At 71.5% G+C, this 26316-nt stretch carries 21 protein-coding genes and 3 pseudogenes; 19 read left to right on the plus strand and 5 right to left on the minus strand.

The window, feature by feature from the left end; genetic code table 11:
* The first annotated feature begins 9 nt into the window (after positions 1-9).
* From LRS14_RS22460 to LRS14_RS22515, 12 genes are all read left to right on the plus strand, one after another.
* Positions 10-525: a TRAP transporter small permease gene (locus LRS14_RS22460; protein WP_232315319.1), complete on the plus strand. Its 516-nt coding sequence runs from the start codon at positions 10-12 to the stop codon at positions 523-525.
* Positions 522-1799, plus strand: coding sequence for a TRAP transporter large permease subunit (locus LRS14_RS22465; protein ID WP_046112560.1), 1278 nt, complete (start codon positions 522-524; stop codon positions 1797-1799). The genes LRS14_RS22460 and LRS14_RS22465 overlap by 4 nt, the downstream gene beginning before the upstream one ends.
* A gap of 31 nt (positions 1800-1830) precedes the next feature.
* Positions 1831-2778 carry a ThuA domain-containing protein gene (locus LRS14_RS22470; RefSeq protein WP_046112561.1) on the plus strand — a complete coding sequence of 316 codons (948 nt, stop codon included), beginning with the start codon at positions 1831-1833 and terminating at the stop codon, positions 2776-2778.
* Positions 2779-2786: 8 nt separating this feature from the next.
* Complete coding sequence (locus LRS14_RS22475; protein ID WP_257801189.1) at positions 2787-3359, plus strand: PEP-CTERM sorting domain-containing protein; 573 nt, start codon at positions 2787-2789, stop codon at positions 3357-3359.
* Between the two features lie 132 nt (positions 3360-3491).
* Positions 3492-5528, plus strand: coding sequence for a PQQ-binding-like beta-propeller repeat protein (locus LRS14_RS22480; RefSeq protein ID WP_052736217.1), 2037 nt, complete (start codon positions 3492-3494; stop codon positions 5526-5528).
* Positions 5529-5543: 15 nt separating this feature from the next.
* On the plus strand, positions 5544-6320 hold the full coding sequence (locus tag LRS14_RS22485) for a PEP-CTERM sorting domain-containing protein (RefSeq protein WP_257801190.1): 777 nt from the start codon (positions 5544-5546) through the stop codon (positions 6318-6320).
* A complete protein-coding gene (locus tag LRS14_RS22490) occupies positions 6317-6976 on the plus strand; it encodes a PEP-CTERM sorting domain-containing protein (RefSeq protein ID WP_257801191.1) in 660 nt (219 codons plus the stop codon). Before LRS14_RS22485 ends, LRS14_RS22490 begins: the two co-directional genes overlap by 4 nt.
* On the plus strand, positions 6973-8403 hold the full coding sequence (locus LRS14_RS22495; RefSeq protein ID WP_257801192.1) for an ELWxxDGT repeat protein: 1431 nt from the start codon (positions 6973-6975) through the stop codon (positions 8401-8403). The genes LRS14_RS22490 and LRS14_RS22495 overlap by 4 nt, the downstream gene beginning before the upstream one ends.
* A gap of 125 nt (positions 8404-8528) precedes the next feature.
* Positions 8529-10145 (plus strand): histidine kinase famiy protein, encoded by a 1617-nt coding sequence (locus LRS14_RS22500; protein ID WP_083440474.1) that lies wholly within the window; start codon positions 8529-8531, stop codon positions 10143-10145.
* Positions 10146-10264: 119 nt separating this feature from the next.
* Positions 10265-10543, plus strand: coding sequence for a hypothetical protein (locus LRS14_RS22505; protein ID WP_046112564.1), 279 nt, complete (start codon positions 10265-10267; stop codon positions 10541-10543).
* Between the two features lie 149 nt (positions 10544-10692).
* Positions 10693-11016 carry a hypothetical protein gene (locus tag LRS14_RS22510; RefSeq protein ID WP_257801193.1) on the plus strand — a complete coding sequence of 108 codons (324 nt, stop codon included), beginning with the start codon at positions 10693-10695 and terminating at the stop codon, positions 11014-11016.
* A gap of 99 nt (positions 11017-11115) precedes the next feature.
* Positions 11116-11895 carry a TerC family protein gene (locus LRS14_RS22515; RefSeq protein WP_046112566.1) on the plus strand — a complete coding sequence of 260 codons (780 nt, stop codon included), beginning with the start codon at positions 11116-11118 and terminating at the stop codon, positions 11893-11895.
* A 97-nt stretch (positions 11896-11992) separates the two neighbouring features.
* Here LRS14_RS22515 and LRS14_RS22520 read toward each other — a convergent pair whose 3' ends face one another.
* From LRS14_RS22520 to LRS14_RS22535, 4 genes are all read right to left on the minus strand, one after another.
* Positions 11993-12967: a tripartite tricarboxylate transporter substrate binding protein gene (locus LRS14_RS22520; RefSeq protein ID WP_257801194.1), complete on the minus strand. Its 975-nt coding sequence runs from the start codon at positions 12965-12967 to the stop codon at positions 11993-11995.
* Between the two features lie 36 nt (positions 12968-13003).
* Positions 13004-13999: a hydroxymethylglutaryl-CoA lyase gene (locus tag LRS14_RS22525; protein WP_257801195.1), complete on the minus strand. Its 996-nt coding sequence runs from the start codon at positions 13997-13999 to the stop codon at positions 13004-13006.
* Entirely contained in the window at positions 13996-15225 is a 1230-nt protein-coding gene (locus LRS14_RS22530) for a CaiB/BaiF CoA-transferase family protein (RefSeq protein WP_046112569.1), read from the minus strand. Before LRS14_RS22530 ends, LRS14_RS22525 begins: the two co-directional genes overlap by 4 nt.
* Positions 15226-15341: 116 nt before the next feature.
* Positions 15342-15776, minus strand: coding sequence for an Rrf2 family transcriptional regulator (locus tag LRS14_RS22535; protein WP_257801196.1), 435 nt, complete (start codon positions 15774-15776; stop codon positions 15342-15344).
* Positions 15777-15834: 58 nt separating this feature from the next.
* Between LRS14_RS22535 and LRS14_RS22540 the strand changes: the two genes are divergently transcribed.
* On the plus strand, positions 15835-16752 hold the full coding sequence (locus LRS14_RS22540) for an NAD(P)/FAD-dependent oxidoreductase (RefSeq protein ID WP_257801197.1): 918 nt from the start codon (positions 15835-15837) through the stop codon (positions 16750-16752).
* Between the two features lie 2 nt (positions 16753-16754).
* On the opposite strand, the pseudogene LRS14_RS22545 reads toward LRS14_RS22540, so the two are convergent.
* A pseudogene (locus LRS14_RS22545) lies at positions 16755-17644 on the minus strand (LysR substrate-binding domain-containing protein).
* 63 nt (positions 17645-17707) lie between these two features.
* On the opposite strand from LRS14_RS22545, the pseudogene LRS14_RS22550 reads away from it, so the two are divergent.
* The 6 genes and pseudogenes from LRS14_RS22550 (at position 17708) to LRS14_RS22575 (ending at position 26286) form a co-directional block, all read left to right on the plus strand.
* A pseudogene (locus tag LRS14_RS22550) lies at positions 17708-18027 on the plus strand (ArsR/SmtB family transcription factor).
* A gap of 5 nt (positions 18028-18032) precedes the next feature.
* Positions 18033-18467 carry a YeeE/YedE family protein gene (locus tag LRS14_RS22555; protein ID WP_257802204.1) on the plus strand — a complete coding sequence of 145 codons (435 nt, stop codon included), beginning with the start codon at positions 18033-18035 and terminating at the stop codon, positions 18465-18467.
* A 3-nt stretch (positions 18468-18470) separates the two neighbouring features.
* A complete protein-coding gene (locus LRS14_RS22560) occupies positions 18471-18887 on the plus strand; it encodes a DUF6691 family protein (RefSeq protein ID WP_257801198.1) in 417 nt (138 codons plus the stop codon).
* Between the two features lie 42 nt (positions 18888-18929).
* Positions 18930-20135, plus strand: coding sequence for an HPP family protein (locus LRS14_RS22565; protein WP_083440475.1), 1206 nt, complete (start codon positions 18930-18932; stop codon positions 20133-20135).
* A gap of 105 nt (positions 20136-20240) precedes the next feature.
* Positions 20241-21659, plus strand: a pseudogene (locus tag LRS14_RS30780) (serine/threonine-protein kinase); the annotation flags it as partial.
* 1339 nt (positions 21660-22998) lie between these two features.
* Positions 22999-26286, plus strand: a complete 3288-nt coding sequence (locus tag LRS14_RS22575; RefSeq protein WP_257801200.1) for a response regulator — start codon at positions 22999-23001, stop codon at positions 26284-26286.
* Positions 26287-26316: the final 30 nt, after the last annotated feature.

Raw genomic sequence — 26316 nt, forward strand, 5'->3', positions numbered from 1 at the left:
CGGTAGGTCGTGTTGAACCGTCTGTTCGGCCTGTACTGCCGCGCCCTGGAAGCCCTGCTGGTGCTGGCGCTGGCCACCATGGTGCTGCTGGTGTTCGGCAACGTGGTGCTGCGCTATGCCTTCAATTCCGGCATCACGGTGTCGGAAGAGCTGTCGCGCTGGCTCTTCATCTGGCTCACCTTCCTGGGCGCGGTGGTGGCGCTGCATGAGCACCGGCACCTGGGCACCGACATGCTGCTGGCCCGGCTGGGCCCGGGCGGGCGGCGCGCCTGCCTGGTCGCCGGCCACCTGCTGATGCTGGGCGCCTGCGGCCTGCTGCTGCAAGGCTCGGTGGAGCAGATGCGCATCAACTGGAGCGTGTCCGCGCCTTCCAGCGGCGCGCCCATGGCCGTGGTCTACGGCGCGGCGGTGGTGTTCGCGGCATCGGCCATCCCGATGCTGGTGGTGGACATGCTGGCGCTGATGCGCCCCGGTGCGACCGAGGACGGTCAGCCCTTCGGCATGACGGCCGAGGAGCAGGCATGACCATCACCGTCTTCCTCGGCTCGCTGCTGGGCGCCATGGCCCTGGGCGTGCCCATCGCCTTCGCGCTGCTGCTGTGCGGCGTGGCGCTGATGTGGCACCTGGACCTGTTCGATGCGCAGATCCTGGCGCAGAACCTGATCAGCGGCGCCGACAGCTTCCCGCTGCTGGCCGTGCCCTTCTTCATGCTGGCCGGCGAGATCATGAACACCGGCGGGCTCTCGCGCCGCATCGTCAACCTGGCGCTGGCCATCGTGGGCCACGTGCGCGGCGGCCTGGGCTACGTGGCCATCGTGGCGGCCTGCCTGATGTCCGCCTTGTCGGGCTCCGCGGTGGCCGACGCGGCCGCGCTGAGCGCACTGCTGCTGCCGATGATGGTGGCCGCCGGCCACGACAAGGCCCGCTCCGGCGGCCTCATCGCGGCCTGTGGCGTGATCGGTCCGGTGATCCCGCCGTCCATCGGCTTCGTGGTGTTCGGCGTGGCGGCCAACGTGTCGATCAGCAAGCTGTTCCTGGCCGGCATCATGCCGGGGCTGATGCTGGGCGCCGCGCTGTGGCTCACCTGGTGGTGGATGGCGCGCCGCGAGGCGCTGACCCCGCCGCCGCGGCGCACCCGCGCCGAGGTGCTGGTGAGCCTGCGCGAGGCCTCCTGGGCGCTGCTGCTGCCGGTGATCGTGGTGGTGGGCCTGAAGTTCGGCGTGTTCACGCCCACCGAGGCCGCCGTGGTGGCCGCGGTGTATGCGCTGCTCATCTCCACGCTGGTGTACCGCGAACTGCCGCTGGGCCGGCTGTACGCGGTGTTCGTTGATGCCGCCAAGACCAGCGCCATCGTGATGTTCCTGGTGGCTGCGGCCATGGTCAGCGCCTGGCTGGTGACGGTGGCGGGCCTGCCCGCGCTGGTGGTCAGCCTGGTGGAGCCGTTGATCGACCAGCCCACGCTGCTGATGCTGGCGCTGATGGCGCTGGTGCTGTTCGTGGGCACCGCCATGGACATGACGCCCACCATCCTGATCCTGACGCCGGTGCTGATGCCGGTGGTGGCCGCCGCCGGCATCGACCCGGTGTACTTCGGCGTGCTGTTCATGATCAACAACTCCATCGGCCTCATCACGCCGCCCGTGGGCGCCGTGCTCAACACCGTGGCCGGCGTCGGCCGCATGAGCATGGACGCGGTGACCCGCGGCGTGGTGCCCTTCCTCATCGCCCAGTTCGGGCTGCTGTTGCTGCTGGTGCTGTTCCCCAAGCTGGTGACGGTGCCCGCGCGTTGGTTCTATTGATTCCAGACCCCACCCAGAGAGGAGACCCGTGATGAAGACGACAGGCAAGACCCTTCAACTGACCCTGGCCGCGGCCGCCGTGCTGAGCTGCTTCGGTGCGCAGGCCCAGGCCACCAAGAAGGTCAATTCGAAGAACATCGACCCGTACTACAACGTGTGCCGGGGCACCAGCCCCGAGTGCTACAACGACTGGAAGGCGTTCGAGAACACGCCCAACCGCGTGCTGATCTATTCGCGCACCGCCGGCCCGCGCCATGCCAACCTGGGCCCTGCGCTGGCACCCGGCCTGAACCCGCCGCTGGCCGAGACCAACGTGATGCAGTCGGGCCTGGTGCGCATGCTGACCGAAGCCGGCATCCAGGCCGACTGGACCGAGGACGTGACCGTGCTCAGCGGCCGCATCAACAACTACAAGACGGTGATCTTCGCCAGCAGCAACCGCGACACGCTGTGGAACGCCACCGCCACCACCAGCAACGACGCGGCCCGCACCTCGCTGCGCAACTACATGCGCCGCGGCGGCGGCTTCGTGGCCCTGCACAACGCCTTTGGTGCCGAATACAACTGGCCCTACTACGAAGGCCTGCTGGGCAATGCCAACTTCTACAACCACGGCCCCAACCGCGCCGGCACGGTGGAGCTGATCGGCAACGACCCGTCGACCGCCGGCATCTCTGCACGCTTCGAGTTCCAGGACGAGTGGTACAACCTCGCGCCCTTCCCCACCAACGTGAAGTTCCTGGCCAAGGTGGACGTGAGCACGCTCAACCCCACCACCGGCGCGCCGCACCCCGGCCACCCCGACTTCCATCCGGTGACCTGGTGCCAGTACTACGACGGCGGCCGCGCCTGGCTGACCACGCTGGGCCACAACGCCACCTCCTTCACCGGCTCGGGCCCCGGCGCCGCGCAGTTCCAGAAGATGGTGGTGCAGGGCGTGAAGTCGACCATGGGCCTGACGCCCTTCTGCACGCAGTGAGGCAGGCCATGAAGCAGTACCTCGCGCTGGGCGCCATCGCCCTGGGCCTGGCGGCCGCGCTGCCGGCCAGCGCCGCTTCCTTCACCTTCAGCTTCGACAACATCGACAGCGTCGATGAGGTGGACTCGGAGAACAACACGACCCTGGGCTTCAACCTGGGCGCCGACTCGTTCATCACCGGCATGCGCTACGAGGTGGACGTGGAAGCCTTCACGAACAGCTGGCTCAGCGAGCTGACGCTGCGCGTGGGCGGCATGTCGGGTGAAGGCTTCGACTTCATCCCGGTGCCCGACGTCACCGAGTCGGGCCGCCGCATGCTGACGGGCAGCCTCGACCTGCTGAACCAGGGCCTGTCCTTCCGCCTGGGCAGCGACGGCAGGCTGGGCCTGCAGTTCTACGACGACATCGACGACCTGGCCGGTGCCGACGGCAAGTGGCACAGCGGCCGCCTGACCTTCGACTACGTGGCCGCGCCGGTGCCCGAGCCCGCCACCTGGGCCACCCTGGTGGCCGGCCTCGGAGGGGTGGGCCTGGTGGCCTCGCGCCGCCAGCGCCGCGACCGCCGCCCGCGGCCCGACTGACCCTTTCCTGACCCTGCCAGGCCCGGCAGCGGGCGCGAGCCCCATCTCGCGCAGCCGCTGGGCCCCGCCACGTCCGTACGCCCCAGCGGCCGCCAGAGCCGCCCCCATGAACTGTTCTCCAGGAGTACCCCGATGAACTTCAATTCCACCCTGCGGCTGCTGCTGGGCGCCGGCCTGCTGGCCGCGGCCCAGTTGGCTTCGGCCGCCGACAACTGCTGCGTACCCACCACCACCGACTTCCCGAAGGTGGGCGGCAACCTGGGCAACCAGAACTACTCGTCGCTGGCCAAGATCCACAAGGGCAACGTGCGCCAGCTGGGCGCAGCGTGGATGACCAGCCTGGAAGGCGGCGCCAAGGCCGGCAATGCGCAGAGCACCGCGGTGGCGGTGGACGGCGTGCTGTTCATCGAGACCGCGCAAGGCCGTGTGCATGCGGTGGACGGCAAGACCGGCGCGGTGAAGTGGAGCTACAACCCCGGCCGCGGCGGCCAGACGCGCCGTGGCGTGGCCGTGGGCGACGGCAAGGTGTACACGCTCACCACCGGCAACTACGTCATCGCGCTGGACCAGAAGACCGGCCAGGTGGTGTGGGAGCGCCAGCACGAGGGCTACGGCAACATCGCCAAGGTGGCCGTGGTGTACCACGACGGCATGATCTACGTGGGCACCAACGACGGCCCGCGCGGCGCCGGCCTGGCCCTCAATGCCAAGAACGGCGACCTGGTGTGGCATTTCTTCGGCGCGGCCGCGCCCGGCACGATCGGCGGCGACACCTGGGAGGGTGACAGCCACCTCACCGGCGGCGCCACGCCATGGATCCACCCGGCCATCGACCCCGAGCTGAACACGGTGTACTGGACCTTCGGCAATGCCCGCGCGGGCTCGTCGCAGAACGGCTCCACCCGCGGCGGCCAGAACCTGTTTGCCAACTCCATCGTGGCGATGGATGCCAAGACCGGCACCTACAAGTGGCACTTCCAGTCCATCCACCACGACATCTGGGACATGGACAACGTGATGGCGCCGGTGCTGGCCGACATCCGCGTGGCCGGCCAGACGAAGAAGGCCGTGGTGTACGGCAGCAAGACCGGCATGTACTACATCCTGGACCGCAGCAACGGCCAGCCGCTGCTGGGCATCGACGAGAAGCCGGTGCCGGTGGACCCGCGCCAGAAGAGCTGGCCCACGCAGCCCTGGCCGCGCGGCGGCAGCTTCATCCCCACCTGCCCCACCAACGAAGGCCCGGCCCGCGCCGTGCCCAACTTCAAGACCGGCTGCCTTTATGCAGCGCACTGGGACGAGCCCATCCTGTCCTTCCCCGGCCAGGGCGGCGGTGCCGACTGGAACCACCAGTCCTTCAGCCACACCACCAAGTGGATGTACACCGGCGTGGGCTACGTGGGCTCGGCCCACTCGCTGACCGAAGCCAGCAACGGCCTGCGCCCGCTGGGCACCGGCATGTCCGGTGGCATCGTGGCCGTCGATCCCTCCACCAACCAGGTGGTGTGGAAGAAGGACCTGCCCTGGTCCGTGGCGCACGGCAACGGCATCCTGACGACGGCCAGCAACCTGCTGTTCATCGGCCAGCCCGACGGCAACCTGCTGGGCCTGGATGCGCTGAACGGCCGCGAGCTGTGGCGCTTCCAGACCGGCGCCAGCATCAACGCCAGCCCCATCACCTACCAGATCGACGGTGAGCAGTACATGGCGGTGTTCGCCGGCGGCTCGGGCCTGCCTTTCAGCGACGCGCCGCGCGGCGACTACCTGTGGGCCTTCAAGGTGGGCGGCAAGGTGCCGCAGGCCGAAGCCCCGGTGCCGCCGTCCACCCGCCGCCAGATCACCGCCCCGGCGGTGGAAGGCTCGGTGGTCAACAACACCGTGGTGCTCAACCGCACCTACACCAACGGCGTGGTGGGCAGCGAGGAACGCGACACCGTCAATGCGATGGCGCCGCAGCACCTGCGCGTGCCGCAGGGCACCACCGTGACCTTCCACAACCCGGCCACCAACGCCAAGAACCACTGCGCGACGCAGTTCTTCGAAGGCCTGTTCAACGCCGGCCCGCTGGCCCCGGGACAGTCGTTCTCGTACACCTTCAACCAGAAGGGCGAGTACTTCTACAACGACTGCACCAGCCCCCGGGCCACGGGCAAGGTCGTCGTCTATTAATTTAGGAGGATCCCCATGAACATCAAGCTTCTGGGCGCGGCCTGCGCGCTCACCCTCGGCTCGGCTGGCGCGATGGCAGCGCCGTCCGCGGGCTCGTTCGAGATCACCTCGTTCTCCTATGTGGCATCGGGCGGCACGCTGAGCTGGCTGCCCGGCGGCTACCAGTCACTGTCCGTTGACTCGGAAGAGGCTGGCGGCCTGGGCGGCAACCAGATCGACGGCATGACCATCGACGGCCGCGCCAATGCAAGCTACAGCACACAGGTAGCGCACGCCTCGGCGCAGGTGTCGGCCACGGCCGCCGGCCTGTTGTCGGGGTCGGCTTCGGCCACGCCGTTCATCGTCGATGCAACGGCCCAGCCCCACCTGGGCATCAGCAGTGCGCTGCAGTACGGCGAGTTCTCGTTGTCACAGGCTGGCAGCGTCACCTTCACCGTGAACTACACGCTGACGGCCAATGCGCAAGCGGGCGACCCGCTCACCACCTATGCTGCATCGAAGCTGGTGTTCGATGCGGGTACCTACACCAACTTCAACAGCTTCTCCGACGAGCTGCACACTGTGCAGGGCAGTAGCGGCACACGTACGGGCAGCTTCTCCTACACGGTGAGCCTGGGCGGTGCTGACGAGATCGGCCACTACAACTTCACCGGCACTGCCTACGCCACGGCAATGGCGGCCCCCGTGCCCGAGCCCTCCGAATGGGCGCTGATGCTCGCCGGCCTGGGCCTGCTGGGTGGCTGGCGGCTGCGCCAGCAGCGCCGCGCCGGGCGGCAGGAGGTGGCGGCATGAGGGGCCTGCTGCATCGTGCGGCCGCGGTGGCCGCGGCCTGTGCGGCACTGCTGGCCGCGCCCGCGGCCCAGGCGGCGCTGGAGATCGGCGGGCTGTCGCTGGACGAAGCCGGCTTCGCCGACACGCTGGTGTCGTCCACCGGCGTGTTCACCACCTCCAGCGGCACGTTGGCCGACGCGCTGACGGACGGCAGCCTGTCGACCTGGGCCATGTCCACCACCGCAGGTGCCAAGGTGGTGCTGGGCTTCACCGACCGGGTGCTGGTCAACGGCGCGGGCAACGACCTGGCGCTGTTCGAGCGCGGGCATGAGGCCTACGAGTATTCGCAGGAAGGCTTCGACAGCTTCAACGTGACCATCAACGGCATCACCCGCCTGTACTTCACCACCGAGACCACCACCATCATCGACGACTACAACGTCAACATGACGACGGTGGACCTCAGCTTCTTCGGCGTGGCCGAGGGCGCCACGGTGTCGCAGGTGCAGATCGGGCTGGACTACAACACCCGCGGCTCGCTGCCGCAGCTGCAGCTGGTGGCGGGCATCAACACCGTGGCGGCCGTGCCGGAGCCGGCCACGGTGCTGATGACGCTGGCCGGCCTGGGGGTGGTGGGCGTCTTCGCCCGCCGGCGCCAGCGGGCGGCCGCGGCATGAAGCGGCGGCTGGCCACGCTGCGGGCTGCCACGGTGGCGGCGCTGGCCGCCGCCGCGACAGCGCTGCCCGGCAGCTTCGCCGGTGCGCAGGTGCCGGCCGCTGCACCGGCCACCAGCGGGCCGGCCACCGCCGCCGCCCCGGGACGCACCGCACCGGCCACGCCGGCCGCGCTGGGCGATGCCCTGTTGTTCGCCATGGCCGATGCGGCTGGCGGCCTGGAGCTGTGGCGCGCCGATGCGGCCGGCGGCAGCCCGCGCCGGCTGAAGGACATCCGGCCGGGCACCGAGGGCAGCTACCCCAGCGGCTTCACCCGGCTGGGCGATGCGCTGCTGTTCACCGCCAACGACGGCAGCAGCGGCCTGGAGCTGTGGCGCACCGACGGCACCGAGGCCGGCACCCGCCGCGTGGCGGACCTGAACGCGGGCACCGCCGACAGCCTGCCCAATGCGATGGTGGCCTTCGGCAACCGTCTCATCTTCTCGGCGGACGATGGCCGCCACGGCTTCGAGCTGTGGAGCAGCACCGGCGACGAGGCCGGCACCCGCCTGCTCGCCGACCTGAATCCCGGCGCCGGCGGCTCCGCGCCCCGCGGTTTCACCGTGGTGGGCGAACGGCTCTTCTTCATTGCCGACGATGGCCGCCATGGCGCCGAGCTGTGGACCAGCGACGGCAGCGCTGCAGGCACCCGGCGGGTGAAGGACATCCGCCCCGGGCCCGCGGCTTCGCAGCCGCAGCAGCTGGTGGCCCTGGGCGGCCGGCTCTTCTTCGTGGCCGACGATGGCCGCCACGGGCCCGAGCTGTGGACCAGCGACGGCACCGAGGCCGGCACCCGGCTGGTGGGCGACCTGCGGCCCGGCCCGGCTGGCGCCGGCCCCCGCTACCTCACCGCGATGGGCGATGCGCTGTACTTCGCCGCCGACGATGGCCGCCAGGGCGTGGAGCTGTGGTCGGCGGATGCCGACGGCCGCAGGCTGCGCCAGGTGGCCGACATCGCGCCCGGCCCGGCGCATGCGGTGCCCAGCCACCTCACGGCGGTGGGCGGCATGCTGTACTTCAGCGCCAACGATGGCCTCCACGGCGCGGAGCTGTGGGCCACCGACGGCCGCCGCGAGGGCACCCGGCTGGTGGCCGACCTGCAGCCCGGCCCGCAGCCTTCCGCGCCCAGCCGGCTGCAGGCCCACCAGGGCCGGCTGCTGTTCGCCGCCCTGTCGCCGGGCCTCGGCCATGAGCTGCATGCCAGCGACGGCACCGCTGCGGGTACGCGGCTGCTGGCCGACCTGAACCCCGGGCCGGCAGGCAGCTTTCCGCACGACTACGTCGCGGTGGGCGGCCAGCTGTTCTTCGTCGCCGACGGCCCCGGCGGGCTCACCGCGCTATGGCGCCTGGATGCCCAGGGCACGGTGCTGCCGGTGGGCTCGCCCCCCTGAAGGCAGGCGGATGCCCATGGCCGACTGAAGGCATCCTGCGACTCCCGCTATAGGCGGGCGCCGACAGCGCGTACCGACCGCCCTCGATAAATTTCGTTGCGAAATTCGATGGCAAAGGAGCCCGCTTGGCGAACACCCCGAACAACCGCGCTGCACCCAAGCATGCGCCCGTGACGCTCGACACCGAGAACTTCCAGTCGGAAGGACAAGGGCGGGACATCTTCTTCGCCGCCGTCGAGACCACGCGCATGCCGATGGTGATCACCGACCCGCGGCTGCCGGACAACCCGATCGTGTTCGCGAACAACGCGTTCCTGGACATGACCGGCTACACGCAGGACGAGATCCTGGGCCGCAACTGCCGCTTCCTGCAGGGCCCGGACACCGATCCGCATGCGGTGGCGGAGGTGCGCCGCAACATTGCCGCCCAGCGCGAACATGCCACCGAGCTGCTGAACTACCGCAAGGACGGCAGCAGCTTCTGGAATGCCCTGTTCGTCACGCCGCTGCGCAACCAGGCCGGCGAGCTGATCTACTTCTTCTCGTCGCAGCTGGACGTCAGCCGCCGCAAGGACGCCGAGTCGGCCCTCGGCCAGGCGCAGAAGATGGAAGCGCTGGGCCAGCTCACCGGCGGCATCGCGCACGACTTCAACAACCTGTTGCAGATCATCCTGGGCAACCTGGACGTGATGACCCGCCGCTTCCGCAGCCTGGACGTGGCCGACCCCGCGCTGAACAAGGCGCTGAACAATGCCCGCGAGGCCACCCGCAAGTCGGCCGTGCTCACGCAGCAGCTGCTCGCCTTCGCGCGCAAGCAGCAGCTGCGCGGCCGGGTCATCAACCTCAACGACCTCACGCTGGCCACCGCCGACCTCGCACGGCGCACGCTGGGCGAATCGGTGGAGCTGCACACGGACCTGGAGCCGCAGCTGTGGAACTGCCGCATCGACCCCACGCAGGCCGAGGTGGCGCTGCTGAACGTGCTGCTCAATGCCCGTGATGCGATGCCCGAGGGCGGCCTGCTCACCATCCGCACCGAGAACCTGGAGATCGGCCCCGACGAGGCGCGGCTGCACGGCGTGCCGTCGGTGGGACCGTTCGTGCGCATCTCGGTCACCGACAACGGCAGCGGCATTGCACCGGAGGCGCTGCCGCGGGTGATGGATCCCTTCTTCACCACCAAGGAGGAAGGCCAGGGCACCGGCCTGGGCCTGTCGATGGTGTGGGGCTTCGCCAAGCAGAGCGGCGGCGTGGCCACCATCTACTCGGAGGTGGGCACGGGCACCACGGTACGGCTGTACTTCCCGGCCACCACCGACTTCATCTCCAAGCTGCCTTCGCCGCAGGCTTCGCGGGCGGCCCAGGGCACCGAGCATGTGCTGGTGGTGGACGACCGCGCCGAGATCGCCGAGATGGCCGCGATGATGCTGCGCGAGGCCGGCTATACCGCGGTGGACTGCAGCTCGGCGAAGGAAGCGCTGGCCCTGCTGGACAGCGACACGCCCTTCGACCTGCTGCTCACCGACCTCATCATGCCCGGCGGCATGAACGGCGTGCTGCTGGCACGCGAGGCCCAGGCCAAGCGGCCCGACCTCAAGGTGGTGCTGATGACCGGCTTCGCCGATTCGACGCCCGACCGCTGGGGCGGCAACCACTACGAGATGGTCTTCAAGCCCTACTCGCAGGCCGACCTGACGAAGAAGGTGCGCCAGGTGCTGGACGGCACCAGCGGCGTCGACTGACCCACCGACCAGCCGACCCGCGCCCGCGGGCGCGTCCTACCGGCGATGCAGGAACCGTCCCACAGCGGTGCATCGGCCGGTACACAAAAATCAAACCATCAACACACGAGGAGATCCACATGGTCCGCATTGCAATCATTTCCGCTGCCCTGATCGGTTCGCTCGGCCTGGCCGGGTGCGACGTGGACAAGACGCAGGAAGGCGACGTCTCCCTGCCGAAGTACAGCGTGGAGAAGGAAAAGGAAGGCAACGTGACGCTGCCGAAGTACGACGTGAAGACGCCTGACGTCAACGTCACCACCGAGCAGAAGACCATCGAGGTCCCGACCATCAAGAAGGAAGAGAAGACCATCGAAGTGCCCAAGGTCGAAGTGACCCCGGCCGACGAGAAGAAGTAAGTCCTCATCGCCCTGACCCACGCCGCACGCCGGGCCGCGACCATTCGCGAGCCCGGCGTGCGTGCGTCAGGGCATGTACGTAGGAACCGCGACGCCGCCTCGCAGGCGGCCCGTAGAATCCCGGTCCCATGCATCCGCGGCCCTTTGCCATGATCGTTGCGCTGGTGCTGCTGTGCACCAGCGTGTTCGCGCATGCCGAGCCGCTGCTGCTGGCCGGCAGCGCCGAGTCGCTGGAGCTGGTGTGCGGCATGGCGCTGGTGGATGCCGCGGCCGGTGCCGACACCGGCGATGGCCGCAGCCATGTCACGCACGACGGCCTGGGTGATGCGCTGGGCGTGCTGCCCGGCGTGCCGGCCGCCTGGCCGCCATCTCGGCCCACCGTGGCCTGGTGCCGCGGCCGTGCCGCCGCCATCCCGCTGCCGCCCTACCTGGACGGCCTGCAGCGCCCGCCCTGCCGCGACGCCCTGGCGTAACACGCCCCGCCTCCCACGGGCCGCCCAGCGGACGCCCGCCCCCTTCCCACACAACCACTCTGCGCACCTGCCCTGCGGCAGCGTCGCGCCACTGACACCATGGAAATCCTTCTCGACCCCAATGTCTGGATCGCCTTCGCGATGCTTACCGCGCTGGAGATCGTTCTCGGCGTGGACAACATCATCTTCATCTCGATCCTCGTCGGCCGGCTGCCGCCCGAGCTGCGCGACCGGGCACGCCGCCTGGGCCTGGGCTTCGCGATGGTGTCGCGCCTGGCGCTGCTGTTCTCGCTGAGCTGGGTGATGGGCCTGACCAAGGACCTGTTCACCGTGCTGGGCCAGGGCATCAGCGGCCGTGACCTGGTGCTGCTGCTGGGTGGCATCTTCCTGCTGTGGAAGGCGTCGCACGAGATCTTCGTGGAAGTGGAAGCCCACGAGATGGACGGCCCGCCCGGCGAGCCGGTGAGCGAGGCGGCGGCCAAGGCCGCAGGCGCCCGTGCCTTCTGGGCCACCATCGGCCAGATCGGCGTCATCGACATCGTCTTCTCGCTCGACTCGGTGATCACCGCCGTGGGCATGGTGGACGAGCTGCCGGTGATGGTGGCCGCCGTGATCGCCGCGGTGGGCGTGATGCTGTTCGCCGCCAAGACCATCGGCGACTTCGTCGACAGCCACCCGTCGGTCAAGGTGCTGGCCCTGGCCTTCCTGGTCATGGTGGGCATGGCCCTGACGGCCGAAGCCTTCGACGTGCATGTGCCCAAGGGCTACATCTATGCCGCCATGGCCTTCTCGCTGGCCGTGGAAGCCCTGAACATCCGCTCGCGCGGCAAGCGCGCGCTGAAGGCGCAGGCCGACCGCGAGGCAGCGGCAGCGAAGTAAGCAGGCATAGCGCCGGGCCCCGCGTCCGGACGCCTGAGGTCCTGCGAAAGAAGGCCGGCACCGAAAGGTGGCCGGCCTTCTTGCATCAGTGCCCCCGTCAATCCGCCTCGATCTTCGAAGTCTTCACCACCGCGCCCCAGCGGGTGTACTCGGTCTTCACGTAGTCGCCCAGCTGCTGCGGGTTGAGGTAGTCGGCCGAGGCGCCCTGCTCGGCGGCCTTCTGCTGGAAGGCCGGGGTGGCCATCAGCTTGGCGATCTCGGCGCTGAGCTTGTCGACCACCGGCTTGGGCGTGGCCGCCGGCGCGAACACCGCGAACCACGAAGTGGCGTCCAGCTTGGGCAGGCCGGCCTCGGCCGCCGTGGGCACGTTGGGCAGCGAGCCCAGGCGCTGCTTGCCGGTGACGGCCAGCGCCACCAGCTTGCCCGACTGGATGTGCTGCATGTAGGGCGGCGGCGTGCCGAAGGTCATGTCCACCTGGGCGCCCAGCAGGTCCTGCAGCGCCGGGCCGGTGCCCTTGTAGGGCACATGGGTGAGCTGGATGCCGGCCTGCTGTTCCAGCATCGCGCCGGTCACATGCTGCAGCGATCCGTTGCCCGACGAGGCGTAGGTCAGCTTGCCCGGGTTCTTCTTGGCATAGGCGATCAGCTCGGCCATGGTGCGCACCGGCAGGCCCTCGCGCACCACGATCACCTGCGGTGCATTCAGCACGTTGGCCACCGGCTGCAGGTCCTTCTGCTCCCATTGCGCGGCCTGCTTGCTCACGTGCGGCGTGATGACGTGGTAGCCCGAGTACTGCATCAGCAGCGTGTGGCCGTCGGCCTCGGCGCGCTTGACGGCCACCGCCGCGATGGCACCGCTCGCGCCGCCGCGGTTGTCCACCACGATGGTCTGGCCCAGCGCCTTGCCCAGCGGGTCGGCCAGCATGCGCGCGGCCAGGTCGGTGGTGCCGCCCGGCGCGGTGGGCACGATCAGCGTGACCGGCTTGCTGGGGTAAGGCGCCTGCGCCAGCGTGGCGCCGCTGAAGCCCAGGCCGAGGGCCAGGGCCAAGGTGGTGCGTCGTGTCGTGTTCATCGTCGTTGTCTCCATTGCTTTGTCGAACGAGAGGTGTCAGGCATCACGCGCCAGCGCACGCTGGCGGATGGCGTCGAAGTCGGCCGGCGGGCGGTGCAGGTCGAGCCGGCGGCCCGCCTTGACGATCTGGCTGGGGATGTCGTGGCCGATCAGCGCCGGCAGCCGCCGCGCGGCGTCGATCAGCGCGGGCAGGTCCACGCCGGTGTCGAAGCCCATCAGCTGCAGCGCATGCACGATCTCCTCGCTGCACACGTTGCCGGTGGCGCCGGGTGCATACGGGCAGCCGCCGATGCCGCCCAGGGACGCATCGAAGCGGTCGGCCCCGGCATCGATGGAAGCCAGCACATTGGCCAGCCCCATGCCGCGGGTGTTGTGGAAGTGCAGCGTCAGCTCGGTGCCCGGCCAGCGGGCGCGGAAACCCCGCACCAGCGCGGCCACCTGCCCCGGATACGCCATGCCGGTGGTGTCGCACAGCGTGACGCCGCGGGCGCCCAGCTCGGTGACGAAGCGCTCGCACCAGCCCAGCACCGTGGCCTCCGGCACGTCGCCTTCCATCGGGCAACCGAAGCTGCACGACAGCGACACGTTGACCGCCCGCTGGGCCTGCCGCGCCATCGCGTTCACGGCCTGCAGCGCGGCATACGACTGCTCGCGCGTCATGCGCAGGTTGGCCAGGTTGTGGGTCTCGCTGGCGGACATCACCAGGTTGAGCTCGTCGGCCTGCGCGTCGATCGCCCGCTCGGCGCCGCGCACATTGGGCACCAGCGCGGTGTAGACCACGCCGGGCCGGCGCTCGATCTCGCGCAGCACCACCTCGGCATCACGCAGCGCCGGGATGGCCTGCGGCGAGACGAAGGCGGTGACCTCGATCTTCGCCATGCCGGCGTGCGACAAGGCGTTCACCAGCGCGATCTTGTCCTCGGTGGGCACGAAGGCCTCTTCCACCTGCAGGCCGTCGCGGGTGCCCACTTCCTGCATGAAGACACGGCGGCCGGCGCCGGCCCATGCATCGTTGTTCGTGTGCTTGCTCATGCCACCACCTTGCGTTCACGCAGTTGCTGGATCTGTTGCTCGGTCAGGCCGATCTCCCGCAGCACCGCATCGGTGTCGTCGCCCAGGTGCGGGGCCGAGCTGCGCACCGTGCCCGGCGTGCCCAGCAGCTTGGGCACGATGCCCGGCACCGCCACGTCGTAGCCGTCGCGGGTGCGCTGCTGCAGGATCATGTCGCGGGCGCGGTAATGCGGGTCTTCGGCGATGTCCTTGGCGGTGTAGACCTTGCCCGCCGGCACACGCGCCGCGCCCAGCGCCTCCAGCACGCCGGCCACGCTGCGCTGCTGCGTCCAGGCCTCGATGGCCGCGTCGATCTCGGCCACGCGGGCCACGCGGCCGGCATTGCTGCCCAGGTCGGGGGCGTTGCCCAGGTCGTCGCGGCCGATGGCCTGCATCAGCCGCTTAAAGATGCTGTCGCCGTTGCCGGCGACCAGCACGTAGCCGTCGTTGCAGCGGTAGGCGTTCGATGGCGCGATGCCGGGCAGCGCACTGCCGGCCGCCTCGCGCACCGCACCGAAGGCGCTGTACTCGGGGATCAGGCTTTCCATCACGTTGAACACCGCCTCGTGCAGCGCCACGTCGATGGCCTGGCCGGCGCCGCCGTTCACCTTGCGGTGATACAGCGCCATCATCACGCCGATGACGCCGTGCAGCGCGGCCAGCGTGTCGCCGATGGAGATGCCGCAGCGCACCGGCACGCGGCCGGGCTCGCCGGTCAGGTGGCGCAGCCCGCCCATCGCCTCGCCGATGGCGCCGAAGCCCGGCAGGTCGCGGTAGGGGCCGGTCTGGCCGTAGCCGCTGATGCGCAGCATCACCAGGCCGGGGTTGATCTTCGCCAGCTCGTCGTAGCCCAGGCCCCAGGCCTCCAGCGTGCCGGGGCGGAAGTTCTCGATCAGCACGTCGGCCTCGGCGATCAGACGTCGAGCGATGTCCTGGCCTTCGGCGCCACGCAGGTCCAGCGCGATGGAGCGCTTGTTGCGCGACTGCACCTGCCACCACACCGAGGTGCCTTCCTTGATCAGCCGCCAGTTGCGCAGCGGGTCGCCTGCGCCCGGCGTCTCGATCTTCACCACGTCGGCGCCGAATTCGCCCAGGATCTTGCCGGCGAAGGGGCCGGCGATGAGCTGGCCCATCTCCACCACGCGCACGCCTTGCAGCGCGCTGGGCGTGAGGGCCGGCGGTGGAGGGAGGTCGGTTCGGTCGGTCATGGCGGGCGCTCCAGCGGCAGGTCAGGGGCCGATTGTGGAAAAGCCCAGCCCGCGGCGGAATGATCCATCGACGAGCCGAGCTTTCGCAGATGGCGAAAGCGGCTGCTCGCAAACACCTAGGGCCGCCCGGCGCCGTGGCGGGCGGTGGCCTGCCTCGCGATGTCGGCCACCGTCACCTGGCCGAAGCGCTTGAGCAACAGGGCCTGCGCCGCCTGCAGCGCCTGGCCCACCGAGGCATTCACCGCCTGCTCCACCAGGCAGTCGGGATGGTCGGCGGTGGCGCCCAGGGCGAACACCGCCGGCTCCCCCACCGCCTGGTAGACGTCCAGCAGCGTGATGCGCTCCAGCGAGCAGCCCAGCTTCCAGCCGCCGCCATGCCCGCGCACCGCGGCCACGAAGCCGCAGTCGCGCGCGCCGGCCATCACCCGCCGCACCACCACCGCATGGGTGCCCAGCATCGTGGCGATGACATCCGAAGTGACGGGTTCGTCGGTCTGCGCCATGTGGATCAGCACATGCAGCATGCGGGAGAGTCGGCTGTCGTTTCTCATCCAGCTATCGTAACCCGGCAAGTTGCATGAAAATCGGCGGCTGCCTATCATGCAACTCATGAAGTCACCAAACACCCCTGCCGAGCCGCCCTTCGACGCCATCGTGGTGGGCGGCAGCTTCTCGGGCCTGTCGGCCGCGTTGCAGCTGGCCCGCGCGCGGCGCCGCCTGCTGGTGGTGGACGCCGGCCTGCCGCGCAACCGCTTCGCCGCCCATTCGCACGGCTTCCTGGGGCAGGACGGCCGGCCGCCGGCGGAAATCCTGGCGCAGGCGCGCGAGCAGCTGGCGCGCTACCCCACGGTGCAGTGGCTGCAGGCCACCGCCACGCAGGCCCGGGTCGCCCCCGAAGGCGGCTTCTTGCTGCACACCGACGCGGGCAGCCCGCTGGCGGCCCGTCGGCTGCTGCTGGCCACCGGCGTACTCGACAAGCTGCCGCCCGTGCCCGGCCTGGCCGAGCGCTGGGGCCGCAGCGTGTTCCATTGCCCGTACTGCCATGGCTACGAGCTGAACCAGGGCCGCATCGGCGTCGTCGCCGCCAGCCCGCTGGCGCAGCACCATGCGCTGCTGCTGCCGGACTGGGGCACCGTCACCCTGTTCCTCAACGGCGCCCATCAACCCGACGACGAGCAGGCAGCCGCATTGCAGGCCCGCGGCGTGGCGGTGGTGGCCGGCGCGGTGCGGGAGGTGACGGGCAGCGCCACGGTGGTGATGGAGGACGGCCGCCGCCATGAGATGGACGGCCTGTTCACCCAGCCCGTCACCGAGCCGGCCGGCCCGCTGGCCCGGCAGCTGGGTTGCGAGCTGGAGGACAGCCCGATGGGCCGCTTCGTGCGCACCGGCCCGACGAAGGAAACCACCGTGCCCGGCGTGTTTGCCTGCGGCGATGCCGCACGGGCTGCGGGCAATGTGGCGCTGTCGGTGGGCGACGGCGCGCTGGCCGGCGCCGGCGTGCACCAGTCGCTGGTGTTCCGCGGGTGAGGTCAGCGCAGCAGGTGTTCCATCAGCAGCCGCACCGGCCGCGACAGCGCATCGAAGTCGCGTGCGCCGATCAGCAGCTGGCGGTGCACCCAGGGATCGCTGAGGTCGATCTGCCGCAGGCCCATCGCGCGCAGATAGGGCTTCACCGCGGCATCGGGCAGCACGCCGATGCCCAGGCCGGCGGCCACCATCTGGCACATCGCATCGAAGCTGCGCACCTGGATGCGCAGCTTCAGCCGCCGGCCCAGCGCTTCCGCCTCCTCCCGCAGCCGCTCGGCCAGCGAGGTGCCGCTGGGCAGGCTGACGAACTCATGGTCCAGCGCCTCGGTGAAGCGCAGGCGCTTGCGGCCGGCCAGGGATGGCCCTCGGGCACCACCAGCACCAGCCGGTCGCTGCGGTAGGCCACGGTGCGCAGGCCCAGCGGCGGCGTGCGCTCGGCGAAGATGCCGATATCGGCCCGGCCGTCCAGTACCGCCAGCACCGCCTCGCTGCTGTTGCGTTCCTCCAGCTCGATGCGGATGCCCGGGTTGGCCGCGGTGAAGCCCGCGATGCCCGCCGGCAGGAACTGGGTGATGGCCGAGGTGTTGGCCCACAGCCGCACCACGCCCACGATGCCGCTGGCGTAGTCGGACAGGTCGGCTTCCAGCTGGTCGACGTCGGTGAGGATGCGCTGCGCATGCCGGTGCAGCGCCTGGCCGGCGACGGTGAGCTTCACGCCGCGTGAATGCCGCTCGAACAGCTGCGTGCCGAGCGCCGCTTCCAGGTCGGTGATGCGCTTGCTGGCCGCACCCACCGCCAGCCGCGCCCGCTCGGCGCCCTGGCTGATGCTGCCGGTGTGCACCACATGCGCGAAGAGCGAAAGCGACACCAGGTCGAGTCGATGGAGGTTCACCGGACGATTGTGCCGAAGCCACACTTCATGGACTAACGATATATAAGTTGATATATTGAAGCCATGCCGAACCCGCTCGTCGCCCCCGATCCCGACACCCTGCGCCAGGCCGCCGGCCAGGCCAGGCCGCGCTCAAGCTGCTGGCCAACGAGGAGCGCCTGCTGCTGCTGTGCCAGCTTTCGCAGGGCGAGCAGTGCGTGGGCGACCTGGAAGCCGCGCTGGGCATCCGCCAGCCCACGCTGTCGCAGCAGCTGGGCGTGTTGCGCAACGAAGGCGTGGTGGCCACCCGCCGCCAGGGCAAGCAGATCTTCTACAGCGTGGCCGACGAGCGGCTGCTGCAGATCCTGGCCGTGCTGGCCGCCCTGTACTACCCGCAGGCATGAGCGCCATGCAGATCGACTGGACGGCCTTCACCCCGTTCGCGGCCACCGCCGGCGGGCTGCTCATCGGCCTGGCGGCGGCGATGTTCGTGCTGCTCAACGGCCGCATCGCCGGCATCAGCGGCGTGCTGGGTGGCCTGCTGAGGCCCCGGCGCGGCGACCTGGGTTGGCGCGCCGCCTTCGTCGGCGGGCTGGTGCTGGCGCCGCTGGCCTACGGGCTGTTCGCGCCGCTGCCGGTGCCGCGCATCGATGCCGGCCCCGGCCTGCTGGTGGCCGCCGGGCTGCTGGTGGGCCTGGGCACGCGCTACGGCAGCGGCTGCACCAGCGGCCACGGCGTGTGCGGCCTGTCGCGGCTGTCTGCGCGCTCGCTGGTGGCCACCCTGCTGTTCATGGGCGCCGGCTTCGCCACCGTGTTCGTCATGCGCCACCTGCTGGCGGCCTGAGGCATGCTGCAGATCGTCGCTGCCCTGCTGGCCGGGCTGGTGTTCGGGCTCGGGCTCATCGTCTCCGGCATGGCCGATCCGGCCCGGGTGCTGGGCTTCCTGGACCTGGCCGGCGCCTGGGATCCGTCGCTCGCCTTCGTGATGGGCGGCGCCATCGCGGTGGGCCTGCCGGCATTCGCCCTTGCCGCCCGGCGCCGCCATGCGCTGCTGGGCGGGCCGATGCAGCTGCCCACCGCCCGTGGCATCGACCGCCGGCTGGCGGGCGGCAGCCTGCTGTTCGGCATGGGCTGGGGCCTGGCCGGCCTGTGCCCGGGCCCGGCGCTGGTGGGCCTGGGCATGGCATTGCCGCAGGCCGGCCTCTTCGTGCTGGCGATGCTGGCCGGCATGGCGCTGTTCGAGCTGCTGCAGCGCCGCCGCTGAGCCCGGCGCCGGCCGCCGCGCCGGCTTGCCTACCATCGGCGCATGCAGTCCCCGAGCCCCAGCCGTGCCACCTCCCTGCCCGAAGCCGCACCAGCGGTGCCCGATGCCACCACCCGCCTGCCCGGCCTGCGTCGCTGGCTCGGCGACCTGCGCCCGGCGCCGGTGCATGTGGGCCGCACCGAGCAGTTGCGCGCCTGGGTGGGCGCGGCGCTCGGCATCCTGCTGACCGGGCTGGCCAGCCGCTGGCTGGGCGGCGGCGCCGGGCCCTGGCTGGTGGCGCCGCTGGGCGCCAGCGCGGTGCTGGTGTTCGCGGTGCCGGCCAGTCCGCTGGCCCAGCCCTGGGCGGTGGTGGGTGGCAACACCTTGTCGGCGCTGGTGGGCGTGGCCTGCGTGCTGCTGATCCCGGACCCCGCCTTTGCCGGCGCGGCGGCCGTGGGGCTGGCCATCGCGCTGATGTTCCTGCTGCGCTGCCTGCATCCGCCGGGCGGGGCCACGGCACTGTTCGTCGTGCTGGCGCAGGTGGGCAGCGTGCGCTTCGCGCTGTTCCCGATGCTGGTGAACTCGCTGCTGCTGGTAGCCGCCGGCATGGCCTACAACCACCTCACCGGCCGGCGTTATCCGCATGGGCCGGGTGCGCCCGCCGCCGCCGCGCCGCCCTCGCGCAGCCGCTTCACCGAGGCCGACCTCGACGCCGCGATGGCCCGCTACGGCCAGGTGCTGGACGTGAGTCGAGACGACCTGCAGGCCCTGCTGCACCATGCCGAGCTGGCCGCCTACCGGCGCAATTTGGGCGAGCTGCGCTGCGCCGACATCATGTCCACCGACCCGCTGACGGTGGCCTTCGGCACGCCGCTGGAAGAGGCCTGGGCGCTGATGCAGCAGCGCCGCATCAAGGCGCTGCCGGTGATCGACCGCGCGCGCCGGGTGGTGGGCATCGTCACGGTGGCCGACTTCATGCGTGAAGCCGACCTGGCCCGGCACCACGGCCTGGGCGACCGGCTGCGGGCGCTGGTGCGTCGCAGCGGCCTGACCCACACCAGCAAGCCCGAGGCCGTCGGCCAGATCATGACGCGGCAGGTGCGGGTGGCCAGCGCGCAGCGCCACGTGATCGAGCTGGTGCCGCTGTTTTCCGAGGGCGGCCACCACCACATTCCCATCATCGATGCGGAGCAGCGGCTGGTGGGCATCATCACCCAGTCGGACCTGGTGCGCGCGCTTTACCGCGCGGTGCAGGTCGGAAGCCCCTAGTGGCGGCGGGCGCGCTTCCCGGTTACCTTCTCGCCAGATCAGAAACCCAGCATTGCTGACACATCTGGTGGCCTTGCGCAGAACTCGGCGGTGCCGTCCACCGCCATGGCCACTTCCTCCGCCACCAGCAGCGCGCGCCTTCTGTCCCCGGGCACGCCCTACGAGCGCAACGGGCTGCGCATCACGCCCGGTCGGTGGAGCATCACCGCCGAGCCCTGCCTGCTGAAGGAGGCCGACGCGGGGCCCGGCAACGAAGCGCTGCTCGACCGGCTGCGTGCCGAGGCGCAGGTGCTTCGCCTCCTGCAATCGGTGGCGGGCGTGCCGCGGCTCATCGACTTCGACCCCGGCCGCCGCGCCCTGGCCGAGACGCGGCTGCCCGGCCTGCCGCTGCCCGCCGCCTGCAGCGCCGGACCCGTGCCGGCGGACCGGCTGCTGCGCATCGCGCTCGGGCTGCTGCAGGTGCTGGAGGACGTGCACGCCGCCGGCGTGCTGCACGGCGACCTGCGGCCGGGCAACGTGATGCTGGACGCGGCCACCGAAGCGGTCGGCCTGATGGACTTCGGCGAGGCCGTGGCCCAGCGGCGCTTCGCGGTCGCGCCGCCGTCGGCAGCGGCGCAGGCCGTGAAAGTGCGGCCTTTCAGCGCGCCGGAGCAGACCGGCCGCGTCGGCGCCGGCATCGACTACCGCGCCGACCTCTACGGCCTGGGTGCCACGCTGTACTGGCTGGCCACCGGCCAGCCGCCCTTCGCCGAGCCCGATCCCCTGACGCGGCTGCATGCGCTGCTGGCGCGCCAGCCGGAGTCACCCGACGTGCTGAATCCCGCGCTGCCGCGTGGCGTCGCCGCATTGATCGACAAGCTGCTGGCCAAGCGGCCGCAGGACCGCTACCAGTCGCATGCCGGCCTGCGGCGGGACCTGCAGCAGCTGCTGGCACTGCCGGGCGAAGGCTTCGTGCCGGGCCGCCACGACCACCGCGCCCAGCCCGCGCCGCCGTCGCGGCTGGTGGACCGCGACGACCAGCTCGGCCAGATCCTCGCCGCGATCGATGCGCCGGCCGGCCAGCGCCGCGTGGTGTGGGTGCATGGCGCCTCGGGCACCGGCAAGTCCACCCTGGTGAAGTCGCTCATGCCGATGCTGGCGCCGCGGCGCATGCTGCTGGTGTCGGGCAAGTACGACCAGCACAGCCGCCACCAGCCCTGCGCCGGCCTGGTGGATGCGCTGTCGCAGCTGGCCGAGCATTGGTGGGCCGGGCCCGATGCGCAGCTGGTGGCCACGCGCCAGCTGCTGCGCGCGGCGCTGGGCCCGCAGGCCGGCTCGCTGGTGCAGCTGGTGCCGGCGTTCGGGCCGCTGCTGCAGGTCGACGGCCAGTCGCGCGCGCCGGCACCCGCGGCCGGCGGCGAGGCGCAGGAGCTGAACGCCGTGGCCCAGCGCACCGCGATGGCGCTGGCGGCGCTGTTTCGCGCCGCGCGCCAGCTCGGCCCGCCGCTGCTGCTGTTCCTCGACGACCTGCAATGGGCCGACGACGACTCGCTGCTGCTGCTGCGCCGCATCGCCACCGAGGAAAGCCATGGCGGCGTGCTGCTGCTGGGCGCCTACCGCGACACCGAGGCCGACCTGTCGCCGGGCCTGCGCCAGGCGCTGGCCGACATCGCCGCCAGCGGCCTGGAGCAGGTGTCGGTGCCGCTGCGTGGCCTGAGCGCGGCCAGCCTGTGCAAGGTGGTGGCGGACATGCTGGACACCGCGCCCGAGGAAGTGGCCGACCTGGCCCGCGTGCTGCACCAGCGCGCCGGCGGAGACCAGTTCCAGGTGCTGCAGCAGGTGCAGCAGCTGTTCGACGCCGGCCAGCTGCGGCGCACCGACGGCCGCTGGCATTGGGACGTGGCGGCCCTGGCCGCGCTGCCGGCCAGCGAGGACGGTCTGGCGGTGCTGGCGCAGCAGCTCAAGCGCCTGGATGCCCGGACGCAGGCGCTGGTGGGCCTGTGCGCCTGCATGGGCGGCGCCATCGACGAGGCGCTGCTCGGCAGCACGCTGGGCATCGACCGCCAGACGCTGGACGACCAGCTGTTGCCGCTGCTGCAGCAGAACCTGCTGCTCACCTCCCGGCCCAGCCCGCTGCATGCGAACCGGCCGGGCGGCACCGCCGTGCGGCAGCTGCACTTCTGCCACGACCAGGTGCAGCAGGCCGCCCTGGCGCTGGTGGACACGGCCCAGCGCCAGCACTGGCACCTGGCGATGGCGCGCGTGCTGATGGACGGGCGGGCGCCTGCCCTGCTGACGCCGGCGCAGCTGTTCGCCGTGGCGGAGCACGTGGCCGCGGCGGTGGACCGGGTGCAGTCGCCGGCCGAGGCCGCCCCGCTGCTGCAGGTGCTGCTGCTGGCCGCCGAGAGCACCTGCGGCCGCGCCGCCTTCGCGCATGCGCTGCACTTCTGCGACGCCGCCGCCCGGCTGCAGCGCTGCCTGCCGGCCGACGCGGCGCTCGATCTGCGGCGGGGCCTGGTGCAGCATGCGGCGCTGTTCAGCCTGGGCCGGTTCGCGGCGGCCGATGCGGTGTTCGCCCGGACCATGCCGGACGTGCGGCAGCATCCCGAGCAGGCCGCGCAGATGGTGTCGCTGCAGGCCATGTCGCTCAACGGGCGCCAAAGGCAGGCCGAGAGCCTGGCGATGATCTGGTGGCAGCTGCGGCAGCTGGGCTTCGAGGTGCCGGAAGACGGCCAGTGGGAAGCCGCGGCCAGCGCCGAGATGGCGCACTGGCAGACGTGGCGCGACCTGCTGCAGGCCGAGCGGCTGCAGGCCCTGCCGCTGACCACCGACCCGCGCGTGGTCACCAGCTCCCCTGCTGCTGCAGGCCGCGGGCGTGGCCTCGATGAGCAGCCACCAGACCGCCTTCGCCTGGGCGATGCTGCGGGCGGTGCGCCTGGCCTGCGAGGAGGGCCGCACCGAGCGCCTGCCCTTCGTGCTGGTGCTGGCGTCCACCGTGTTCCTGGCGCTCGGCCGCGACCGCTACGGCGTGGAGCAGCTCTCGCTGGCGGCGCTGCGCCTGGCCCAGGCCTCGCAGGGCGGCTGGCAGCGCCACCGGGTGGGCCTGGCAGCGGCCAGCTGCGTGATGCCCTGGCAGGAGCCGATCGAGCGCAGCGCCGATGCGGCCCATGCCAGCTCGGCCGAGGCGCTGGTGCACGGCGACCTGGAATGTGCCGGCTACGGCTACCTCGCTTCCCTGCCGGCCCTGGTGGACAGCGCGCCGCACCTGGACCTGGTGCGTGCCGAGATCGCCGACGCGCTGGCCCGCGCGGCCCGCACCAGCAACGAGGCCGCGCGCGAGGTCTACATCGTGTTCGACGACCTGCTGTGGGCGCTGACCGACCGCACCTGCAGCGGCGGACCGCCGATGCCGGTGGAGCCCGCGACCGCCAAGGGCTGGGCCGGGCCCTTCGCCTACGTGTACCGGGCGCTGGCCGCCGCGCTGCACGACGACTGGCCGCAGGTGCTGGCACTCAGCCGCCGCGGCAGCCCGTCCATGGGGCTCATCGGCAGCTTCTACGCCCATGGCGTGCAGCGCGTGCTGTGGGCGCTGTCGCTGGCGGTGGCGCTGCGCCGCCCCGGCGCCGACGGCGCCGCACTGCGGGCGGAGCTGGCACCGCTGCAGGACTGGCTGGCCGACTGCGCCGCCCATGCGCCGATGAACTTCGGGCACCTGCACACGCTGCTGCAGGCGCTGCTCGCCTGGGCCGCGAGAGACTGGCTGGCCGCGGCCCGGCACTTCGACGCCGCCATCGACGGCGCGGCCGTCGCCAGCCGCTGCTGGCACCAGGCGCTGGCCTGCGAGCTGGCCGCCGCCTGCCATGCCGAGGCCGGCCTGCCGCGCGCCGCCCAGGCCTATGCGGACATGGCCGCGAGCGGCTATGCGGCCTGGGGCGCCACCGCCAAGGCCGCCGGCCGCGCGCCAGCGGCCGCGCCCGCCGCCACGCCGGCCACCGCGTCGACTTCGCTGGAGGTGGACGTGGTCCTGTCCGCCACCGAAGCCCTGGCCCGCGGCCGCGAACCGCAGCAGGTGCAGCGCATCCTGTTCGGCCTGGTCCGGCGTTATGCCGCGGCCGACTGCGGCGTGCTGCTGTGGCGCGAGGAGGACCAATGGCAGCCCGCCGCCTGGTTCAGCGATGCGCATGAATGGCGCGCGGTCGACGACGCCGATCCGCCACCGCCGGTGCCGCCTGCGCTGGTGCGCAGCCTGGCCGCCCAATCGATGCCGGTGCAGGTGGCCGCGGTGCGCGACCACCCGGCCTACGGCCGCGACGCCGACCTGCTGGCGCGTGGCGTCAAGAGCCTGCTGGCGCTGCCCATCTTCAGCCGCGGGGAGCACCGCGGCATGCTCTACCTGGAGAACCGGCAGGTGGCCACGCAGCTGGCCGAGCACCAGCTCGACACGCTCAAGGTGGTGGGCCAGCAGTTCGCGGTGGCCTTCGAGAACGCGCACATCAACGCGCACCTGGAACACCTGGTGGAGGCCCGCACCCAGGCGCTGCACCACGAGGTGGAGGTGCGCCGCAGCGCCGAGCGCGCCGCCGAGGCCGCCAGCCGCGCCAAGACCGACTTCCTGGCCACCATGAGCCACGAGATCCGCACCCCGATGAATGCGGTGATCGGCATGTCGGCGATGGCGCTGCGCACCGCGCTGGACGCCCGCCAGCGCAACTACGTGGAGAAGGCGCACCGCAGCGCGGTGCTGCTGCTGGGCATCATCAACGACGTGCTCGACCTGTCGAAGATCGAGGCCGGCAAGCTGGAGCTGGAGGAGGTGCCCTTCGACCTGCGCGACGGGCTGTCGCACGTGGCCAGCCTGGTGGCGCTGGCCGCGCAGGCCAAGGGCCTGGAGCTGCTGTTCGACCTGCCGCCGGACCTGCCCACCCAGCTGGTGGGCGACCCGCTGCGGCTGAGCCAGGTGCTGCTCAACCTCTGCAACAACGCGGTGAAGTTCACCGCGCAGGGCGAGGTGACGGTGCAGATCCGCCACCAGCCGGCCGAAGGCGGCCGGGTGACGCTGCAGGTCTCGGTGCACGACACCGGCCCGGGCCTGGACGCCGCCACCCGCGAGCGCCTGTTCTCACCCTTCCAGCAGGCCGATGCCTCCATCAGCCGCACCCATGGCGGCACCGGCCTGGGGCTGTCGATCTGCGCCCGGCTGGTGGGCCTGATGGGCGGCGTGATCGGCGTGGACAGCACGCCCGGCCTTGGCAGCCGCTTCCACTTCCAGCTGGCCCTGCCCTGCGCACCGGCCACGCCGCAGGACACGCCGGCCGGCGACCGGGTGCTGGACGGCGTGCGCATCCTGGTGATCGAAGCGCATGCGGGCGCCCGCGCGCTGCTGTGCCGCATGCTGGACGCGCTGGGCGCGCAGCCGCAGGCGGTGGCCGGCGCGCCGGACGCCCTGCAGCAGGTGGTGCAGGCCGCCACCGACAACCGGCCCTACCAGCTCCTGCTGGCCGACGACCGGCTGCTGCTGGCCGAGGGCGGCGAGCTGCTGCGGGCCGCGCTGCGCCGGCTGCAGCCCGCGCCGCCGGTGCTGCGCATGACGCCGTCGCTGGCCGCCGCGGACGAAGCCGACGAGCGCCTGACCGGCCTGGTGATCGAGAAGCCGGTGACACCGTGGGCCCTGCGCGATGCCTGCCGCGCGGCGCTGGACGGCACCGCCACCACCGCGTCACCTGCCAGCGCGCGCGATCCTGCCAGCCCGGCCGATGCCGCCGCGGCGCTGCGGGGCGTGCGGGTGCTGGTGGTGGACGACAACGACATCAACCTGGAAGTGGCCGCCGAGATGCTTTCCACCTTCGGCGTGGAGCTGCTGACCGCCAGCGACGGCCAGGCCGCACTCGACCTGCTGGCCCACACCGCAGTGGACGGCGTGCTGATGGACTGCCTGATGCCGCGCATGGACGGCTACGAGGCGGCCCGCCGCATCCGGCAGCAACCGGCGCTGGCCGGGCTGCCGCTGATCGCGATGACCGCCAGCGTGATGCCGGAGGAAGTGCGCCAGGCGCTGGCCGCCGGCATGGATGCGCACCTGGCCAAGCCGATCCAGCTGGCCGGCCTGCAGGCCACGCTGCTGCAGTGGCTGGCCCCGCGGGCGGCGGCGCGCCGGGCCGCGGTCGCGGGTTGAGTCCGGCGCGAGGGGCGCCGCAGGCGCGGC

Origin of the sequence: Aquincola sp. J276 (assembly GCF_024700035.1) — a bacterium.
GTDB classification, from domain to species: domain Bacteria; phylum Pseudomonadota; class Gammaproteobacteria; order Burkholderiales; family Burkholderiaceae_C; genus Aquincola; species Aquincola tertiaricarbonis.

Coding starts and splice junctions, on each gene's coding strand:
- LRS14_RS22465 (WP_046112560.1), top strand. CDS start 522: ATGACCATCACCGTCTTCCTCGGCTCGCTGCTGGGCGCCATGGCCCTG.
- LRS14_RS22470 (WP_046112561.1), top strand. CDS start 1,831: ATGAAGACGACAGGCAAGACCCTTCAACTGACCCTGGCCGCGGCCGCC.
- LRS14_RS22475 (WP_257801189.1), top strand. CDS start 2,787: ATGAAGCAGTACCTCGCGCTGGGCGCCATCGCCCTGGGCCTGGCGGCC.
- LRS14_RS22480 (WP_052736217.1), top strand. CDS start 3,492: ATGAACTTCAATTCCACCCTGCGGCTGCTGCTGGGCGCCGGCCTGCTG.
- LRS14_RS22485 (WP_257801190.1), top strand. CDS start 5,544: ATGAACATCAAGCTTCTGGGCGCGGCCTGCGCGCTCACCCTCGGCTCG.
- LRS14_RS22490 (WP_257801191.1), top strand. CDS start 6,317: ATGAGGGGCCTGCTGCATCGTGCGGCCGCGGTGGCCGCGGCCTGTGCG.
- LRS14_RS22495 (WP_257801192.1), top strand. CDS start 6,973: ATGAAGCGGCGGCTGGCCACGCTGCGGGCTGCCACGGTGGCGGCGCTG.
- LRS14_RS22505 (WP_046112564.1), top strand. CDS start 10,265: ATGGTCCGCATTGCAATCATTTCCGCTGCCCTGATCGGTTCGCTCGGC.
- LRS14_RS22510 (WP_257801193.1), top strand. CDS start 10,693: ATGATCGTTGCGCTGGTGCTGCTGTGCACCAGCGTGTTCGCGCATGCC.
- LRS14_RS22515 (WP_046112566.1), top strand. CDS start 11,116: ATGGAAATCCTTCTCGACCCCAATGTCTGGATCGCCTTCGCGATGCTT.
- LRS14_RS22520 (WP_257801194.1), bottom strand. CDS start 12,967: ATGAACACGACACGACGCACCACCTTGGCCCTGGCCCTCGGCCTGGGC.
- LRS14_RS22525 (WP_257801195.1), bottom strand. CDS start 13,999: ATGAGCAAGCACACGAACAACGATGCATGGGCCGGCGCCGGCCGCCGT.
- LRS14_RS22530 (WP_046112569.1), bottom strand. CDS start 15,225: ATGACCGACCGAACCGACCTCCCTCCACCGCCGGCCCTCACGCCCAGC.
- LRS14_RS22535 (WP_257801196.1), bottom strand. CDS start 15,776: ATGAGAAACGACAGCCGACTCTCCCGCATGCTGCATGTGCTGATCCAC.
- LRS14_RS22540 (WP_257801197.1), top strand. CDS start 15,835: ATGAAGTCACCAAACACCCCTGCCGAGCCGCCCTTCGACGCCATCGTG.
- LRS14_RS22555 (WP_257802204.1), top strand. CDS start 18,033: ATGCAGATCGACTGGACGGCCTTCACCCCGTTCGCGGCCACCGCCGGC.
- LRS14_RS22560 (WP_257801198.1), top strand. CDS start 18,471: ATGCTGCAGATCGTCGCTGCCCTGCTGGCCGGGCTGGTGTTCGGGCTC.
- LRS14_RS22565 (WP_083440475.1), top strand. CDS start 18,930: ATGCAGTCCCCGAGCCCCAGCCGTGCCACCTCCCTGCCCGAAGCCGCA.
- LRS14_RS22575 (WP_257801200.1), top strand. CDS start 22,999: ATGAGCAGCCACCAGACCGCCTTCGCCTGGGCGATGCTGCGGGCGGTG.